This is a genomic window from Bradyrhizobium sp. USDA 4516 (assembly GCF_054055915.1).
The window spans coordinates 5,513,116-5,529,568 of record NZ_JBSRXT010000001.1 but is presented as its reverse complement, the minus strand read 5'-3'; the positions used below and the strand labels follow the sequence as shown (position 1 = coordinate 5,529,568).

At 58.5% G+C, this 16,453-nt stretch carries 11 protein-coding genes and 1 riboswitch; of the genes, 10 read left to right on the top strand and 1 reads right to left on the bottom strand.

Annotated elements, in window-relative coordinates:
* Window positions 1-94 precede the first annotated feature (94 nt).
* The 7 genes from ACVI1L_RS25280 to ACVI1L_RS25250 all read left to right on the top strand — a co-directional run bounded on the left by ACVI1L_RS25280 (window position 95) and on the right by ACVI1L_RS25250 (window position 7,670).
* Entirely contained in the window at window positions 95-1,525 is a 1,431-nt protein-coding gene (locus tag ACVI1L_RS25280) for a sensor histidine kinase (protein WP_456784135.1), read from the top strand.
* A complete protein-coding gene (gene fixJ, locus ACVI1L_RS25275; RefSeq protein WP_456784134.1) occupies window positions 1,522-2,127 on the top strand; it encodes a response regulator FixJ in 606 nt (201 codons plus the stop codon). Before ACVI1L_RS25280 ends, fixJ begins: the two co-directional genes overlap by 4 nt.
* A gap of 289 nt (window positions 2,128-2,416) precedes the next feature.
* Complete coding sequence (locus ACVI1L_RS25270; RefSeq protein WP_253640551.1) at window positions 2,417-3,247, top strand: universal stress protein; 831 nt, start codon at window positions 2,417-2,419, stop codon at window positions 3,245-3,247.
* Window positions 3,248-3,898: 651 nt separating this feature from the next.
* The gene (locus ACVI1L_RS25265; RefSeq protein ID WP_253640552.1) at window positions 3,899-4,582 is read left to right on the top strand and encodes a helix-turn-helix domain-containing protein; all 684 of its coding nucleotides are present in this window, start codon (window positions 3,899-3,901) and stop codon (window positions 4,580-4,582) included.
* 106 nt (window positions 4,583-4,688) lie between these two features.
* Window positions 4,689-5,318 carry a hemerythrin domain-containing protein gene (locus tag ACVI1L_RS25260; RefSeq protein ID WP_456784133.1) on the top strand — a complete coding sequence of 210 codons (630 nt, stop codon included), beginning with the start codon at window positions 4,689-4,691 and terminating at the stop codon, window positions 5,316-5,318.
* A gap of 524 nt (window positions 5,319-5,842) precedes the next feature.
* The gene (gene hemN, locus ACVI1L_RS25255) at window positions 5,843-7,195 is read left to right on the top strand and encodes an oxygen-independent coproporphyrinogen III oxidase (RefSeq protein ID WP_456784132.1); all 1,353 of its coding nucleotides are present in this window, start codon (window positions 5,843-5,845) and stop codon (window positions 7,193-7,195) included.
* A 163-nt stretch (window positions 7,196-7,358) separates the two neighbouring features.
* Window positions 7,359-7,670, top strand: a complete 312-nt coding sequence (locus ACVI1L_RS25250) for a BrnA antitoxin family protein (RefSeq protein WP_456784131.1) — start codon at window positions 7,359-7,361, stop codon at window positions 7,668-7,670.
* An 845-nt stretch (window positions 7,671-8,515) separates the two neighbouring features.
* On the opposite strand, the gene metE is transcribed toward ACVI1L_RS25250, so the two are convergent.
* Window positions 8,516-10,861, bottom strand: a complete 2,346-nt coding sequence (gene metE / locus ACVI1L_RS25245) for a 5-methyltetrahydropteroyltriglutamate--homocysteine S-methyltransferase (protein WP_456785609.1) — start codon at window positions 10,859-10,861, stop codon at window positions 8,516-8,518.
* 98 nt (window positions 10,862-10,959) lie between these two features.
* Window positions 10,960-11,161, bottom strand: a riboswitch (cobalamin riboswitch).
* Window positions 11,162-12,393: 1,232 nt separating this feature from the next.
* On the opposite strand from metE, the gene ACVI1L_RS25240 reads away from it, so the two are divergent.
* The 3 genes from ACVI1L_RS25240 to ACVI1L_RS25230 all read left to right on the top strand — a co-directional run bounded on the left by ACVI1L_RS25240 (window position 12,394) and on the right by ACVI1L_RS25230 (window position 15,399).
* Window positions 12,394-13,233 (top strand): nodulate formation efficiency C protein, encoded by an 840-nt coding sequence (locus ACVI1L_RS25240; RefSeq protein ID WP_456784130.1) that lies wholly within the window; start codon window positions 12,394-12,396, stop codon window positions 13,231-13,233.
* A gap of 685 nt (window positions 13,234-13,918) precedes the next feature.
* Window positions 13,919-14,644: a thermonuclease family protein gene (locus ACVI1L_RS25235; RefSeq protein WP_253640557.1), complete on the top strand. Its 726-nt coding sequence runs from the start codon at window positions 13,919-13,921 to the stop codon at window positions 14,642-14,644.
* Between the two features lie 11 nt (window positions 14,645-14,655).
* Window positions 14,656-15,399, top strand: coding sequence for a carbonic anhydrase (locus ACVI1L_RS25230; protein WP_456784129.1), 744 nt, complete (start codon window positions 14,656-14,658; stop codon window positions 15,397-15,399).
* Window positions 15,400-16,453 lie beyond the last annotated feature (1,054 nt).

Here is a 16,453-nt window from a genome sequence, read left to right as displayed (position 1 = left end):
ACAATAGATAGCGTAACGAAACGCGGCTGCATCCGGTCGCCTCACATAAACAAACTATGTACAGTCGATCGAATGAGAGGGTTTGCCGGGAAACATGTCCGACCACATCTGGTACCGCTATGGCACAGCCGCGGCGGGCGCCGCGCTGGCGCTCGTGCTTCGTGCGGCGCTGGATCCGTATCTTCAGGACCGCACGTTCACGATCATCTACCTTCCAGTCATCGTTTTTGCCGCTTTCGCTGGTGGCCGCGGACCGGCCATCTTCGCTACGCTGCTCTGCCTCACCATCAGCGCGGCATGTCTTGGAAACAACCTCATCTCCGATTTTGCAAGCATTGTCGATATAGCCGGACTCGCGGTACTTGGCCTCCTGCTCGGCTTCATGGGCGATCGGCTGCGGCGAGAATCAGAGCAGGCGCGCTACCGGCAAGCCCATCTGCAGTCGATCCTGGACACCGTGCCGGAAGCCATGATCGTGATTGACGAGAAGGGAATCATTCGCTCATTCAGCGCCGCGGCGGTGCGTTTATTCGGTTTGTCTCCGGACGAAGTGGTCGGAGCGAATGTATCCAGGTTGATGCCGCAACCCTACCGCGCCGAGCATGACCGCTACATTGAACGCTATTTGACTACCGGAGAGCGGCGCATTATCGGCCTCGGCCGTATCGTGATCGGCGAGCGAAGCGACGGCTCGACCTTTCCAATGGAGCTTGCCGTCGGTGAGGCCAAAGTGCGCGGTGAACGATTCTTTACCGGTTTCATCCGAGACCTCACCGAACGACGAGCGCAAGAACGCCGATTGCAGGAACTACAGTCTGAGCTCGTGCACGTCTCGCGGTTGACCGCCATGGGTGAGATGGCCTCGTCTATTGCCCACGAGATCAACCAACCGCTCTCCGCAATCACAAACTACATGCGCGGCGCCGCGACGCTGCTGGCGTCAGACAAGCCGGACGCCAACCGTATTGGTGATGCCATCGAACATGCTGCCCAGCAAGCTCTGCGTGCCGGCGATATCATCAAGCGCCTGCGGGAATTCGTTGCCAAAGGCGAGACGGAGCACACAATGGAGAATCCGCTCACCCTGCTTGAAGAGGCGGTCGCTCTGGCCTTGCTGGGCGCCAAGGAGCAAGGCGTGCGGGTGACGATCCGCAGCGATCGCGATCTGCCATCGATGATCGTGGACAAGATCCAGATCCAGCAGGTCGCGCTGAACCTGATACGAAACGCGATCGAGGCGATGGTATCGAGCCCGCGTCGCGAATTGACCGTCGGAGTTACCAAAGTCGACGGCCTCGCCAGGTTTACCGTCGCCGATACCGGCTCTGGCATCAGCCCTGATGTCGCCGACCGCCTGTTCCAGCCCTTTGTCACGACCAAAGAGCATGGCATGGGTGTGGGACTATCAATCTGCCGGACGATCGTCGAGTCCCATGGCGGCCACATCGTTGTGGAAGCCAATCCGGGCGGCGGCACGGTCTTTCAGTTTACCCTGCCATTTGCGGAGGCTGATGAAGAAGCATGACCATGCGGCGCATTCTTGTGATCGACGATGACGCCGCGATGCGGGACTCGCTCGCGTTTCTGCTTGATGTTAGAGGCTTCTGCGTGGCAACCTATGAGACGGCGAGCGGCTTTCTCGGTGACGCCGCGAGCGGTCCGGTTGACTGCATTGTGTCGGACATCCGCATGCCGGGCATGAGCGGCCTGGAATTGGTCCGCAAACTGAAGGCCGATCGTGTCGACTGTCCCGTCATCCTGATAACTGGTCATGGCGACGTAACGCTGGCAGTCGAAGCGATGAAAGCGGGTGCGGTCGACTTCATCGAGAAGCCCTTCGAAGACGAGGTGCTATTGCGTGCGATCAATAGCGTCTTGGAAGCAAGGCCAACCAAGCCAGCTGACGATACGACGAAACTGCAGGCCGAAGCCCGCCTGGCAGACCTCTCATCGCGCGAGCGTGATGTCCTGCAGGGACTACTGGTCGGCAAGATCAACAAGGTGATCGCCCATGATCTTGGTATCAGCCCGAGAACGGTCGAGGTTTACCGGGCGAACGTCATGGCAAAGACCAATGTTCGCAGCATGTCCGAGTTGATGCGAATAGCCATCGCCGCCGGGCTCTAGCAACATCGCAAGCGACGGAATGCCCTATTCACGCATCGAGCTGGTAAGCAGATCGCGCCGAGCAGGTCATGTTCCCGATGCGGTGGAGCCTCAAATCGCCTGCGGATTCTTTGCAGGGCGCAAATTTTGCAACACAGGCGAGGACTATTCCTGGCCGTGGACTATCGTGAGATCCGCTTCTTGCCAGTTTGATCGTGGTCAGGAACGTTCAGCGGCGCATATGAAGCGGATCAAATGCGGGCCCGGATTGTGCTCCGAGGCAGGGGGTCTTTGACTTCGGAGAACGACAATGCTCGGGAATATACTGGTTCACCTTCCGACGGAGCTCCCGGCGCGGGCTGCAATCAACGGGTCGATTTCCTTCGCACTGAGCACCGGCGCGCACCTTGACGTTGTAGCCATCGGTTACGAGAGAACCATTATTCCGCTTCTTGCGATCGGCGTAACGGCCGCCACTTCGGTCTTCGACGTCGAGCAGGCGCTTGCATTAGAGCGAGCCGAAGCAGCGCTTCATATCTTCGATCTGCAGGCGCGGAATGCCGGCATTTCCTATACGAGTCGTGCGCTGAGCGCGATTCCAGCAGACGCGCGCCGCATCATCTGCGCGAGCGCGCGAGTCCACGACATGACCATCGTCACACAGCCTCAGAGCGGCCACGATAGTTACGATAATATGATCCCCAGGGAGATCCTTTCCCAGGCTGGTCGACCTGTTCTGTACCTGCCACATATCTTCCACGGCGCTTTTTCGATCAGACGGGTGGGGGTTTGCTGGGACGGCAGCCGCCGTGCGGCCCGCGCGTTGCACGATGCGATGCCACTTTTGTGTAAAGCCGATGCCCTCACCATCATCGCGACCACCGCTCCGGACAAAGTCCCGGCAGAGAGTTCCACCGCGCATCTGGGAGAGTATCTTGCAAAATCAGGACTTCCTGCGAAGGTCGTGTCACTTCCGACAACGCGGGCAGCGCGGCGCCCCCTCCTGTCGCTTGCGGCCGACGAGAGCCTCGACCTGCTGGTGATGGGAGGATACGGTCGCTTTCGGCTGCAGGAGAGGCTGTTCGGCACCGCGGGGCATATGCTTCGCGGGATCAACATCCCGGTCCTGATGTCACACTGAGGGTAAGACCGTAGGGGCAGCATGTCGCCAGATCCGCCAGGATGCCATCAAAATGGTGTCGCGATCGGCGTCACCGGCATCCGACGATGCCCGAGCTCAACATCAGGCTGGATCACGATTCTCCTCCGGTTTCTAAGATTGCCGGAGTGCGGCCGAGCCGGCTGTTGAGCCAGGTCAATATGTCGCGCGAGCCTAGCTCTATGATTCAGCTTCCAACTCGGACCACATGAAGTGACGACCGGGGCCGTCGTCAGCGTCGACGATCCTAATGATCCCGCCTCGTCATCTCCGCGGCCGACCCGTGCTGAACAGGATCAGAGGCATGATTTGCGAAGGAGACCTCCTGCGGCGGGCTGAAAGTGACGGTGAACGACAGCTCTTGGAGCTCTTCACCGGTGCGGCCGCGCGCTTTGGATTGTTTCCGTGGCGGGCGGCCAAGTCAGCATACAGCTTCCGATCCAAAGCTGGCCCAATCTGATTTGAGCACGTTCGAGTGACAGGGGACCCGCCTCGCGCGTCGTTCAAGAGGAACTCATCAAGAGCTTACGTGTAAATACCTAGTGGCTTCTACTTAGGTAAAACATCGAGATTTCACAATTTGTCAGGAGCGACCAATCTGCGTCTCAACGACGTTCGCCAGCAGAGTCCGCCATGTACGCCCAGGCCGCCAGCCTTACTGAGACCAGCCGCCATCCACCCAACGTCTTGCGTGGGCAATCTGACAATCGTGGACCACTTGGTATGATTGCGACACCGATGCGGTTCACACGCAATAGCGAGATTTACGGAGAGGACGAAGCAGCCGAATACCTTTATCAGGTGGTATCGGGGGCTGTGCGAACCTACAAGATTCTAGAAGACGGACGTCGTCAGATCGGCGCGTTCTATTTGCCCGGTGACATCTTTGGCTTTGAGGCCGAAGAAAGCCATATCTCTTCGGCCGAGGCGATCTGCGAGACACACCTGCTAATGGTGAAGCGCAGCGCTGTCATCTTTCGCGCCAGCCACGAGAGGGAACTGGCAAGGCAACTCTGGGACGCGATGGCGCTCGAGCTCCGCCGTTTCCAGGCGCATTCGATGCTCCTGATCAGCAGCGCAGAAGAACGGGTCATCGCCTTCCTGCTCGACATATCTCGCCGCACTACGAAGAACGCTGCCATCGATCTGCCCATGTCACGGCAAGATGTTGCAGATTACCTTGGCTTGACCATTGAGACGGTGTCGCGCACTTTCACTCAGCTTGAGCAGAATGGCGCGATCGCCCTGCCGACCACTCGCCGAGTCGAGCTCCGCAAGGACACATTGTCCAACCGCTTTGCGCAGAACTTTGGCTAATGTGATTTGCGCCAGCTCCGGGCAGGGCGGCGCACTCCTTTCTGTGCGCCGAGCAGCGCTGGCACAAATCGCCGCTAAATTAGATTTTTCCCCATGGAGCACCGCAATGATCATCGGTCGCTTGCTTCGAGAGCATCGCAACATTGATCTGCTTCTCGTCGCCCTTCAACGCGAATTGGAGATTTTTGAGCGTGGAGATCGTCCGGACTATGAGGTGATCCGCGCAATTATCAGCTATTTCGAGGTTTACCCTGAGGTGTATCATCATCCTCAAGAGGACTTGATCTTTTCCAAGCTCAAGAGGCGCGATCCGGATGCGGCCGCAATGGTCGTTGATCTCGCGCATGAGCATCAGGAAGTCATCGACCGCTTGCACCACTTCGCTCGCGCCATTGATGGTGTCCTGGCAGATCGTGAAGTCCTTCGGCAAGACGTCGGCAACATCGTGCGCGACTTTATAGTACGCGAGCGGCACCACATGATGTGGGAAGAACGAGACTTCTTCCCCGCCGCGCTTGAGGCTTTATCGGCTCAGGATTGGGCCGAAGTCGCTTGCGCCCTCACCGATCACGGAGATCCGCTATTCAGCGAGACAGCTGAAGCGGCTTCCGATGCGCTGAGAGCGCATATTCTACAATTGGAACAAGAAGCTGAAGCCGAACGGAGCTCACTCGTATTTTCGTCCGCAATGGGCGGCAACCCGCGACACGGCACCGAGACGGATGGCCCAAATTGATCGCTGCCATTTCAGGAGGACGATGGACATCATCCTCATCCAGGCGAATGAAGATCGCCAAATGAAGATCGCAAGGGTGCCTCGCCGGCTATCAGGCTGCGCACAGCCAGAATGCTTCTGCGCCCGATGATCGCTTGCTTCGACTGCCGGTGAAAGAGCCATGGCCGAACCTCCACGGGTCTGGTTCAAACGTGATCGACGGCAAGGATCACAACAGGCTTGGCCACGCCGCATTGATATCGCGCAAAACGGTGCACCTCTCATGTCCGCCGACCGATGCTTTCGTTTCGTCCAACGCTGGCGCGATTGAATCATGACGAGCTATAGGAGGGCGCATCGCCAAGGATGCTCATTCCAGACGTGTGACCGCTTAATCGCGACCCCAAGCACGATGTATGCGCCGCCGGCATGACCTACCAATTACGTCAAGCCGCCCCCCATCAGCAGCTGCGATATTTGAGACAGCGCAAAGCTTCCTCAGCGCCCGTCCGATAATCGGGCCGGAGAGCGAGAAAGGCATCCGAATGCGACCGGAATTGGCACAATCCTACGGGCAGCACCGACTGCCGCGCTACACCAGCTATCCGACGGCCCCTCATTTCTCAGCGTCAGTTCGCGAGCTCGACTATAAAGCTTGGCTCAAGTCTTTGGGGGGCCAGCACTCCGCCTCGATCTACGTGCACGTGCCATTTTGTCGAAGCATGTGCTGGTACTGCGGCTGCCACACATCTGTCACGAAACGCGACGATCCGATCGCGATCTATACGGCTGGATTGCGCACTGAAGCCTACCTCGTTGCAGAAGCCGTTGGCCAACGACAGCCAATCTCTCATATCCACTTCGGCGGTGGCACGCCGACGATCCTGACACCTGAAGCATTCGCCGATTTGGTCGGCTCGTTGCGTTATTCGTTCGCCCTTTTGCCTGATGCCGAGATCGCCGTGGAGATCGATCCCCGCATGTTGAGCAATCCGATGGCCGAAGCCCTGGGCTATAGCGGGGTCAACCGGGCAAGCCTTGGCGTGCAGAGCTTCGACCCGGTCGTCCAGCAGGCCATCAACCGCCCGCAAAGCTTCGAACAGACCGCAGTTTCGGTCGAGCGGTTACGCCACGCCGGCATTTGCCGGATCAATTTCGACCTGTTGTATGGGCTGCCCGGGCAGACGGTCGATTCGTGCCTGGATACCGTCGGCAAATGCCTCGAATTGTATCCGGACCGGTTTTCGGCCTTTGGTTACGCGCACGTTCCGACCTTCAAGAAGCATCAACGCAAGATTGACGAATCCACTCTGCCCGACAGCGTCGAGCGCTATCTCCAATCGGAAATGGTAGCTCACACTTTGGTTGACGCTGGATACGTACGGGTCGGCATCGATCACTTCGCCCTGCCGCACGACAATCTCGCTGTGGCCGCGAAGCACGGCAGGTTGCGGCGCAATTTCCAGGGGTACACTGACGATTGCGCGGACGCCCTTATTGGTCTCGGTGCCAGCGCCATCGGCCGCCTGCAACAGGGGTTCGTGGCGAATGCCGTCTCGACCAGGGATTACCTCGCCCGCATCACCGAGGATCGGCTCGCGACGGCGAAGGGCTATTTACTGACTGATGATGATCGCTACCGGGCGGAGATCATCGAGCGGATTATGTGCGACATGACAATCGATCTGTCCGAGACGTCTCGCCGTCACGGCAGGGATCCGGAGTCGGCCGTTGTCGATCGGCCCAGACTCGACGGCCTTATCGCAGATGGCGTCGTCGTGGTTGACAATGGCCGGCTTTCACTAGTCGATGGCGCCGAGTTCCTCGTCCGGAGCGTCGCCTCGGCGTTCGACGCTCACCTTCCTCGGTGCGGGGCTACGCACAGTCTGGCGGTCTGATCCTCGAGGACAGGCGGGTTCGCCTGTCTAACAATCCCGCACTTCGGTCTTGACGAATGTATGTACAACACGCCGACAGAGGATCGTAGATCGGGTGGTGTCCGTGGGCTCGACTCGGCGCAGGACTAGGGTTCGGACACTTCAGCAGCTCGCGCGAGGAAGAATGAAGAAAGAGAGAACCATAAGGAGAAGATGGGGCGATCGCCGAAGTGGCAAGTCTGACTGGGCTCGTATCGACGCGCTCACCGACGCAGAGATCGAGACCACTATGGAGAACGATACCGATTGGCAGGACTTCAAGGATATTGATTGGTCCGATGCGGTGCTGGTCGCAAAGAAGAAGGCTATTTCCATTCGCGTCGACGTGGACGTGCTCGACTTCTTCAAGAGCGAAGGCGAAGGCTATCAACGGCGCATCAACGCCGTGCTGCGGTCCTACATGCAGCAAAAGACGAAACCGACGAAGCGCGCGTGATGCGCAATGCTTGGCCGAGCCGCAGGATATATGGACTGCGACAGTCAAGAATGCGTTCACAGGGTACCATCCCGCACAACGCTTTACTCAGCATACGCTCTGAATCGCTTGCGATGCGTCGAACAGGTCACTTCCCGAACCCGACACGGTGAGCCGGCTTATGCCTCGGGCCGGAACCGATGTCACGACTGAGAAGCCGGCCCGATTGGCATCCCGCCACTTTCACGCTTGTGTTACGCCAGCGTCGATCCGCTCCTCGAACCCAAACAGAGCCTCGAGCCGAAACTCGGCTATTGAGTGGAACCAGACACCGCCGACCCGAGCAGTGCTCGAGTCAATAACAACCAACTTGTACTGGCTGTGCTCAACGGTTCCTTCGCATCTTCCCGTATAGTCACGGCTGATCGAGCGGCCTCAAAGCGCCGCCGATTGCACATAGGTTCGGCCGAGATTCGACCGTTGGGCGTCACCACCCTCATTGCTCTAGTCGATAAACCTTGTGAAAGTGCTCATCAGCGACAAACCTTGGTGTAGTTTTCCGATACTCGATTACACCGGGCGCATACCCCGGCATAATTGAGCTACACTGAGCCGTGCTTTAGCTTGGTTTCAGATTTACGGCGAATGTCCTCGCCGGCGATCGGACCATCGGCTGTCCTCCCTCCTCCGATGGAAGTCGGCGATGCGTCAGCGTCGCTTCCTCTCAGACTTGACTTTCGCCCGGTCTGCTAACGCGGCCGGGCTTTTTTATGCTCATCCAAAGCTCCGTCCAGACGATCGAGAGCGCAGGTGAATAGAAGCGGATCAGCTTCCGCAAGGAGAGAGAGAGAGAGCCAAGTGCAGGATCAGTGGCTTGGCCGATCAGATGCTGCGCGCAGTTCGCGGGCGGCGGCGACCATGTTGACCAGCGCCGGGCGAACCTCCTCCCATTTGCGCGTCTTCAGACCACAGTCCGGATTTACCCAGAGCTGCGAATCCTGCAACCGCTGCCGAGCCAATGCGATCAGCTCCTTCATTTCCCCTGCCTCGGGAATGCGGGGAGAGTGGATGTCATATACGCCCGGCCCGATTTGATTGGGATATTTGTAGTTCCTGAACGCGTCGAGCAGCTCCATCTTCGAGCGCGACGTTTCGATCGAGATGACATCCGCGTCCATTGCAGCAATCGCATCGATGATGTCATTGAACTCCGAGTAGCACATATGCGTATGAATCTGCGTTCGATCAGCAACGCCCGATGAGCAGATGCGGAAGCTATCCCCGGCCCACTCAAGATAGGCCGCCCACTCCGATCGACGCAAGGGTAATCCTTCGCGGAGTGCAGCTTCGTCGATCTGAATCATGGTCGCCCCGGCTGTCTCGAGATCGCGCACTTCGTCTCGGATCGCGAGCGCAATCTGGCGGCAGACCTCGCCTCTTGGAATATCATCGCGAACAAACGACCAGTTCAAGATCGTTACCGGTCCGGTCAACATTGCCTTCACCGGCTTGCCGGTCAGTGACTGCGCGTAGCGCCACCAGTCGACGGTGATCGGCTTTGGCCGCAAAACATCTCCGAATAGGATCGGTGGCCTGACACAGCGCGAGCCATAGGATTGCACCCAACCATTCCTGGTAAATGCGAAGCCGGCGAGTTGCTCGCCGAAGTACTGCACCATATCATTGCGCTCAAACTCGCCATGTACGAGGACGTCCAGACCGATGTCCTCTTGCCAGCGTATAGCGCGCGCAGTCTCCTCCTTGAGGAATTTGTCATATTGCTCGTCGCTGATCGCGCCTCGCGCGTGTGCCGCACGGGCATTACGGACCTCTATAGTCTGCGGGAACGATCCGATCGTCGTGGTAGGAAAAGCCGGTAGTGCGAAGCGCTTGCGTTGGATCTCGGCACGACGGACAAATGGGCTGGCGCGCCGGCGCATGGTTTGGTCGATAGCTTTCATCCGCACAGCGAGATTGGCATCACGAATCTTCGGCGAAGTTCGGCGGGCGGTCGCGGCACGTTGCGATTCCGCAACAGCTTCCGCAACGTTCTGGTCACCTGCGAGCGCTTGCGCCAGGATCGCAAGCTCACGCATCTTCTGAACCGAGAAAGCAAGCCAGCTCTTGACATCGGAAGCGAGCCCGATCTCGAGTTCAACATCGACCGGCACATGAAGCAGCGAGCAGGATGGAGCGATCTGGACACGGTGCCTGTCTAGCTTCGCAACGGCGGGCTCCAGCTGCTGGCGGAGTACCGACAGATCCGACCGCCACACATTTCGTCCGTCGATGACACCAAGCGACATGATGAGATCGCGTCGGCGGGCAGCTATAATCCGCTCCAACAGCTTCGGCGCGCGAACTAGATCCGCATGCAGTCCGGCAACGGGCATGTTCAACGCCGTATCCAGATTGTCGCCGAGATCGCCAAAATAGCTGGCGACCATGATCTTGACGTCCGGGGCCTCCGTGGTGAGCCGGTCATAGGCGTGCAGCAAAGATTTTCGCGAATCCTCATCCAGATCAAGGGCCAGGCAGGGCTCGTCGCATTGAACCCAGTCTGCTCCCCGTTTGGCCAGTTCCTGCAGAACCTCGACATAGACCGGTATCAGGTCATCCAGGAGCGACAGGGGCCGGAACGCAGGATCCGCACTCTTGCCAAGCTTCAAGAATGTGACCGGCCCGATCAGGACAGGGCGGGTCTGGAACCCAAGGGCCTTGGCTTCCTCGTACTCCTCGACAGGCTTGCGAGAGGACAGGCGGAACGTCTGTCCCCGATGAAATTCAGGGACCATGTAGTGGTAGTTGGTGTCGAACCACTTGGTCATTTCCTGTGCGGGCGCGCCATATCCGCCCGATCCGTGGCTGCAACTCGAAGTCTGGCGGTCCCACTGTGAACCGCGGGCCATCTCGAAGTACGTCTTGAGCGAAACCGGTCCGGTTTTCGAGGCGTACATTTCCGGGATGGCACCAACCATGACGGAGGTGTCGAGCACCTGGTCGTACAACGAGAAATCGTTGGACGGAATGACGGTGACACCGAGGGATCTTTGGCGGGCCCAGTTCGCAGCACGCAGGCCAGCTGCGTCCTCGAGCAATTGCTGTTCGCTGATTGCGCCGGCCCAGTAACTTTCGAGCGCGCGTTTGAGCTCGCGCCTCGGACCGATCCGAGGCGTTCCAAGCGTAGCAACCGGAAGGGAGAGAAGAGACATAGCGCTAACCCCGTAGTTGGGGGCAAAGGCCATGGCGGACGCAAGCAGGATCGCCCGAGCGGCGGCTGCTTGGCGCACCACCGGGACACCCCGCCCGTGGACGTATATTGGTCGAGGCAGGTCTCCTGGCTCGCGGGTCATCGCCGCTGTCCGGCCTTCCCGAAGCCGCACCGGCTTCAGTGACTTTGTTGGACAGCGGCTCGCCGCTTACAGTTGCGGGGGCAGCGCCGGCCTGTTCACCGGCTTCCCTCTTAGCTCCGGATCCAGCAGGACCGGAGAACCTCTACGATTTGGATTATCGGCAACAGACCTCTTCCGTCAACCTCTCAGATGACTCTCTCACGTCAATGCTGCCATCGGTGACTCAAATGGCCATTTAACGTCGAAAGTTGACCACGACTGGAAGCTCTCTCCAATATATGTGCCGAAAGAATTGTCGAAGGCGCAAGTCGCGGCGCTTCCAGCGTGCCGGCGTCCTGCCTCTCGACAGCCAAGAACCGCCGCCAGGGGCAAAACAGCTGCACAAGCTTCATCAGCATACCCGGCGCGCATGTTGATCTACGAGCCAACCAATACTGGTAGGCGACTTGCGGCCTCCGATGCCGATAATACCCGGGCACGCACATCGAATCGCCTCAACGAACGCTGGGAGGCCCGCAATGAAGAAAATGGCTGTTTGGAGCGCGGTCGGCGTCTTTGCTGTCACCGTCTTTGCGGTCGGCCTATTCGGGTGATTGGTGAAAGCGTTCATGAATCAACCCGACAGACAGATGCTCTCGAGAATGTTGAGCAACGCGAGAGGAAATTAGCGCGACTTGATCGTTTCTCGCTTGCCGGCCGCCGCGACTGGAAACAGCGGCTCATCCGACCATGAATGCGTAGCCGAGGCCGCTGGACGATTGACAAGATCGAACCATCGTGCGCGTAGGCAGAAACGCGCGCGCCATATCATTTGCCTGCCTGACGACGCGCTTCCGAACGATTCCGCGCGCCCGGCGGTGACGAGCGACTTTTGCTTATCGTCAATTACGAGCCGATAGAGATCGGCTGATAGAGATCGCAGGGCGTTCGGGTGAGCACACCGGACCGGACGGTCCAACAGCTTTCAAAGGTGCCTCCCGATTTCTCATCCGTAAATCGGCAGCGGCCTTCGCCTGCGCCTCGAAGATCTGTGCGACAAAAGCTGAACCGGCCTACGCGGATCGGCGGAATGGAAACATAGAAACGAATGCAGGTCGGAAAGCGGACAAATACTGCACAAATCCGGCGCGATTTGCCGGCTATTTCCTGGCACGAAGGATGCAAGCTCAAGGGTGCCCAGGCTTCTCCTCTTGGGCAGGTCCAGCACAGCAAATTGAGGTTGTGGCTGGCCCACTGAAGTTAGCGGCGCGTGACATCGAGGGGACAGCGCCTGCTCGCGCGGGACATCGGCAGGCGCCCGTGTCACGTTGCCGCTAACTTCTTCCAATCGAGGATAGCATTGAAGGCTGCCCGCTTTGACGTGTGGATGAAAAACCGATGGTTCGGCCGTTATGAAGAGAATGTCTGCAAGAGGCTTGCTCTGTCTCTGTCAATCGCTGATTTTCCTTGCTGGGCTGGTTGCGACGGGCAACGCGGCGCGAGCCGGCGAAAGCGCGCTCGTCGAACGAGTCAAGTCAAACTGGCGAACGCAAGACGGTGAGACAATCGAGCACATTGTCTCCAAAGTTTCGAAAGTGGCGCAATTCGTCCCTCGAAACTGGGGAATCGCCGAAGGCATCGACCACACCGAGTATGTTTACCTTTCCTGGACCAGGCATCAGGATAACAGATCAGACGAGCATTACGTTATTACCTGGAAGGTTGGGACCGACGGAAAGATTGAAGTTGCGTCTCCCTATGCAAAGCCTATCGAACTCGGCTGGCGCGCCCTGGCGCTTTCACTCATCGCCAGTGAAGTCACCGACGGCGAAAAAGACGCAAACCTTCGTTTTCTGCATAATCCGGTCAATTTCAACTTTGTCACGACCGCGCAAGGCAAGCTCGGCGATCTGCTCCGGCACGGCCGCTGTCATATCATCGAACCTGTAGTCGTGGATTACGTTAGGGCGGCGAATGACAAGCCGACCGAGAAAGCGGACCGGTGGCGCGTTCTGCTGTTGGTGAACTGCAACATACCAGGCCCCCGCTACTTCACCCAAAATGGGGTCATCACCTTCGACAAGCGGGAAGGACACGATTGGGAGCCGCAATCTTTCCTTGCCAAAAGGATTGCGACTTTTCCTCCGGGGTCCTGGTTCCATCACATAGATCGAAATGAACGGGACGCGCTGGAGGGGGTGCGAAGGGCCTCGACAACTGATCAGGATGGCATCGCTACTCATGAGCGCTGAGCGCCTCGGCCCCACACCAGGATCCATCCGCCGGAAAATTTAGGCGTCCCAGCCATGCAAGTAGGAGGCAGGCTCCCTCCGGCCTGCAAGCCCAATGGGGAAAAGCCACGCATCAGGATGCCTCTTGCCCCAACAGATTCGCGGCGGAACTAGTGCGACGAGATACAACCGCGCTCTCGCCGGCGCGCCACGGGAGGCCGATCTTTTTTTGAGCAATCACTCTTATCGTGCGTTGTCCCGACTTCCGCTTTCCGCACCATGATGAACCTCGCGCAGTCCTGTCGAACGAGCAATCAAAAGAGGCTTAGCATCGCCGCTTCTTCCGTTCGGCGGCGAAGACTACCACCCGCCCCGCTTCTTCCGAGCCTTTGGAGAAATGGCGTGCCAGGAGCCGTATTCCTGGCTCGCGAGTGCAGCGCTGAAACATGCGGGATCTTCCTTTAGGTCCCAGGGAAGAGGGAGAGTCAGCTGGAGTGCCAGAAGCACATCGAAAAATGCTCCCAAAGAAATCTCTTGAATCTCACCCAGCGTCAGGTCGTAGGCTGAAAATATAAGCAAGCCTCCACAACAGCATCGTCGAACGATGCAGACGCGATGACATATGTCCAGTCAAGCAGTCGGCTGTGACGACACCGGATCGCTGCGATTTTGTGAGCCGATGAACCATGAGCGAAAGGATATTAGGATGAAGTACCGCGTAATGATGGCAGCATTGCTCGCTATCATCGCGTCTCCTGTTTGCGCGGCGAAACTGAGCGGTGCTCCCCAAATCCTCGACGCCAATACGATAGAGATCGAACGAACGCGAATTCGGCTCTCGGGTATCGAAGCCCCCGAGACTGATCAGATTTGCCTGGATGCTCATGGCCGGAAATGGGCCTGCGGAGTAGCGGCTCGCGACGCCCTTATCAACTACTCGAAAGGACGAATATGGGATTGTCAGACCGCAGGAGTAGACAAGTACGGCAGGTCTCTTGGCAGTTGCTTCATCGAGGGCCAGGACGTGAACGCCTGGATGGTAAGCTCCGGTTGGGCGCTGTCATCCGAGCCATCCGCCCATGTTTACGTCATCAATGAGGTGGCGGCGAGCAGTGCCTTTGCCGGTCTGTGGTCGGGGGCATTCATCACCCCCTGGGACTGGCGCCGCCGCAACAAGAGCACGATCATTGTCGGCGCGAGCTCGGTGCCGAACGATGCCCAGGAACTCCTGCTCGGATCCGCTCTGCTATCTGACCCACCGTCGCCCGACTGCCTGATAAAGGGCACCGTCGAACGTAACGGCGAGCGCACGTATCACTCTCCTGGGCAACTCAGTTACGGACAAATCGACATGACGAAGAAACCGGCTGAACGCTGGTTCTGCAGCGAAAACGAGGCCGAAGCCGTGGGGTGGCATAGAGCCGCGCGATAGAGGTCCTATCCATGCATGCAGACCGTTCACAGGATGACCCCTATCCGACCGAGCTCGCGCCTTCGCGCCGCTCGCTGTTGCTGTTCGCTATTTCGGCATTTGTCGTGCCGTTTGGCGGCAACATTGTCGAGGCGAAGCAAGCAACAGCGCCGCCGAAGCCGGATAACCAGCTCTCGCCCGACGCTGCGTTGAAGCGGCTGATGGAGGGTAACGATCGTTATGTGCAGAGCGTGTCGCGAGGGCGCGATCTGGAACGCGAGCGCCGGCTTTTAGTCGATAGTCAGAATCCATATGCGGCGATTCTGAGCTGCGCCGATTCGCGGGTAGCGCCCGAGCTTGCCTTTGACAGCGGACTTGGTGATTTATTCGTATGCCGCCTCGCCGGCAACTTCGTCAATGATGACACGCTAGCTAGCCTGGAGTATGCGGTTGCCGTACTGAATACGCCGTTGATCCTGGTACTCGGTCACGATCACTGCGGCGCGATAGACGCCACGATCAACTCGCTTGACGAAGGCAAGCCGGCGCCGGGACATATCCGCTCTCTCGTCAGCGCGCTCGCGCCTGCCGTGAGAGGGTCGGGCCACCAACCAGGTGATAGCTCCGCCGATGCGATCCGGCAGAACGTGATCGATAATGTCAATAAACTCAAATCCGCCAGCCCGATCCTGAACCCGGCTGTTGAGCAGAAAACACTAAAGATCATCGGCGGTCTATATCGGCTCGAAACCGGCAGAGTCGACGTATTGGGCTGACGCTGGTGCCTTCTCGCGATCGCCCAGGCATTTGCAGGTCCATCAGGCTGCATCAAGTACACCGGACGTGATCCGCTTCACGATTGTCATAGCTTCGGGATAATGTTTTGCGTGGTCTCCTGATACTGGTCATATTCTTCGTACGTGTGTTGGCAACGCGCGGGCCAGCACCAGGAATCACGATATCGCGGCCGATGGTGGTCATTATCGCTGTCTGCGGCAGCGTTGCGACGGCCACGCAGATTTACCCGCGGCCATCGCCGCCCGTGGAGAGGCTATCCTTCGCGTAATTGGTTTTGTGGCCTTATGGCGCGTTCGAAGAGACGGCGATTTCACGGAACTGGTCCATGCCGACGCTTCGGCGGCTCTCTGAAGCCGCGATCCGCCAGGGGCCGATGCTGTCCGCCCGCTGGCGGCACGCGACAGTCCATTGCTGAGCGATGAACAGTTGACATAGTTGGAACCGAATGACCGCAAGATTGTAGCGGCCGGCTCCGCCGGTTCTATCCCCGGCGTCTCACCCAGCCCGCCTGAGCCTAACGAATCCTCCCTCCAACAATTCTGAATTGTACGCTCGGCCATTGAGCGCAATGGTTGTTGTGTCGTTTGGACTAGGCATGAAGCCCGTTTCCAGCAGCTTCTCGAGTAGGGCTGGGCGCGCCAACTGCTCCGGAAGCGGAAAACCTCTACGCGGCGTCTCGAAGATGAATGCGCCGAAATCTGGTGCCCCGCCGGCCCTGCTCCAATATTTTGGTCCTCCGGAGGGTTATGAATAAGACGCACGCCGCTGGAGGGGTCCGTCGCGGCCGTATATCGATGCCCTTTGATTTCATAGGTCATACTCGGCTGGTCGGCATCAGGCAGGAGACCCAAGTGGTTCAGTCTCTCGACCATTTACCCTGGGGCGGATTGGGTGCCGTGGGAAAACTTGTGGGGAACGGCGAATGAGACATCGTATGCCGCCTCCTTGGCCATGGCGGACGACGATGGCCGGGTTCATTGATGATCCGACCAAATAGATCATGATCCTCTTGTGTCCAGGCGTACTCTCCTA

Bases quoted from the DNA above. Each gene is read 5' to 3' on its own strand.
- ACVI1L_RS25280 (WP_456784135.1), top strand. From the start codon at position 95: ATGTCCGACCACATCTGGTACCGCTATGGCACAGCCGCGGCGGGCGCC.
- fixJ (WP_456784134.1), top strand. From the start codon at position 1,522: ATGACCATGCGGCGCATTCTTGTGATCGACGATGACGCCGCGATGCGG.
- ACVI1L_RS25270 (WP_253640551.1), top strand. From the start codon at position 2,417: ATGCTCGGGAATATACTGGTTCACCTTCCGACGGAGCTCCCGGCGCGG.
- ACVI1L_RS25265 (WP_253640552.1), top strand. From the start codon at position 3,899: ATGTACGCCCAGGCCGCCAGCCTTACTGAGACCAGCCGCCATCCACCC.
- ACVI1L_RS25260 (WP_456784133.1), top strand. From the start codon at position 4,689: ATGATCATCGGTCGCTTGCTTCGAGAGCATCGCAACATTGATCTGCTT.
- hemN (WP_456784132.1), top strand. From the start codon at position 5,843: ATGCGACCGGAATTGGCACAATCCTACGGGCAGCACCGACTGCCGCGC.
- ACVI1L_RS25250 (WP_456784131.1), top strand. From the start codon at position 7,359: ATGAAGAAAGAGAGAACCATAAGGAGAAGATGGGGCGATCGCCGAAGT.
- metE (WP_456785609.1), bottom strand. From the start codon at position 10,861: ATGTCTCTTCTCTCCCTTCCGGTTGCTACGCTTGGAACGCCTCGGATC.
- ACVI1L_RS25240 (WP_456784130.1), top strand. From the start codon at position 12,394: ATGAAGAGAATGTCTGCAAGAGGCTTGCTCTGTCTCTGTCAATCGCTG.
- ACVI1L_RS25235 (WP_253640557.1), top strand. From the start codon at position 13,919: ATGAAGTACCGCGTAATGATGGCAGCATTGCTCGCTATCATCGCGTCT.
- ACVI1L_RS25230 (WP_456784129.1), top strand. From the start codon at position 14,656: ATGCATGCAGACCGTTCACAGGATGACCCCTATCCGACCGAGCTCGCG.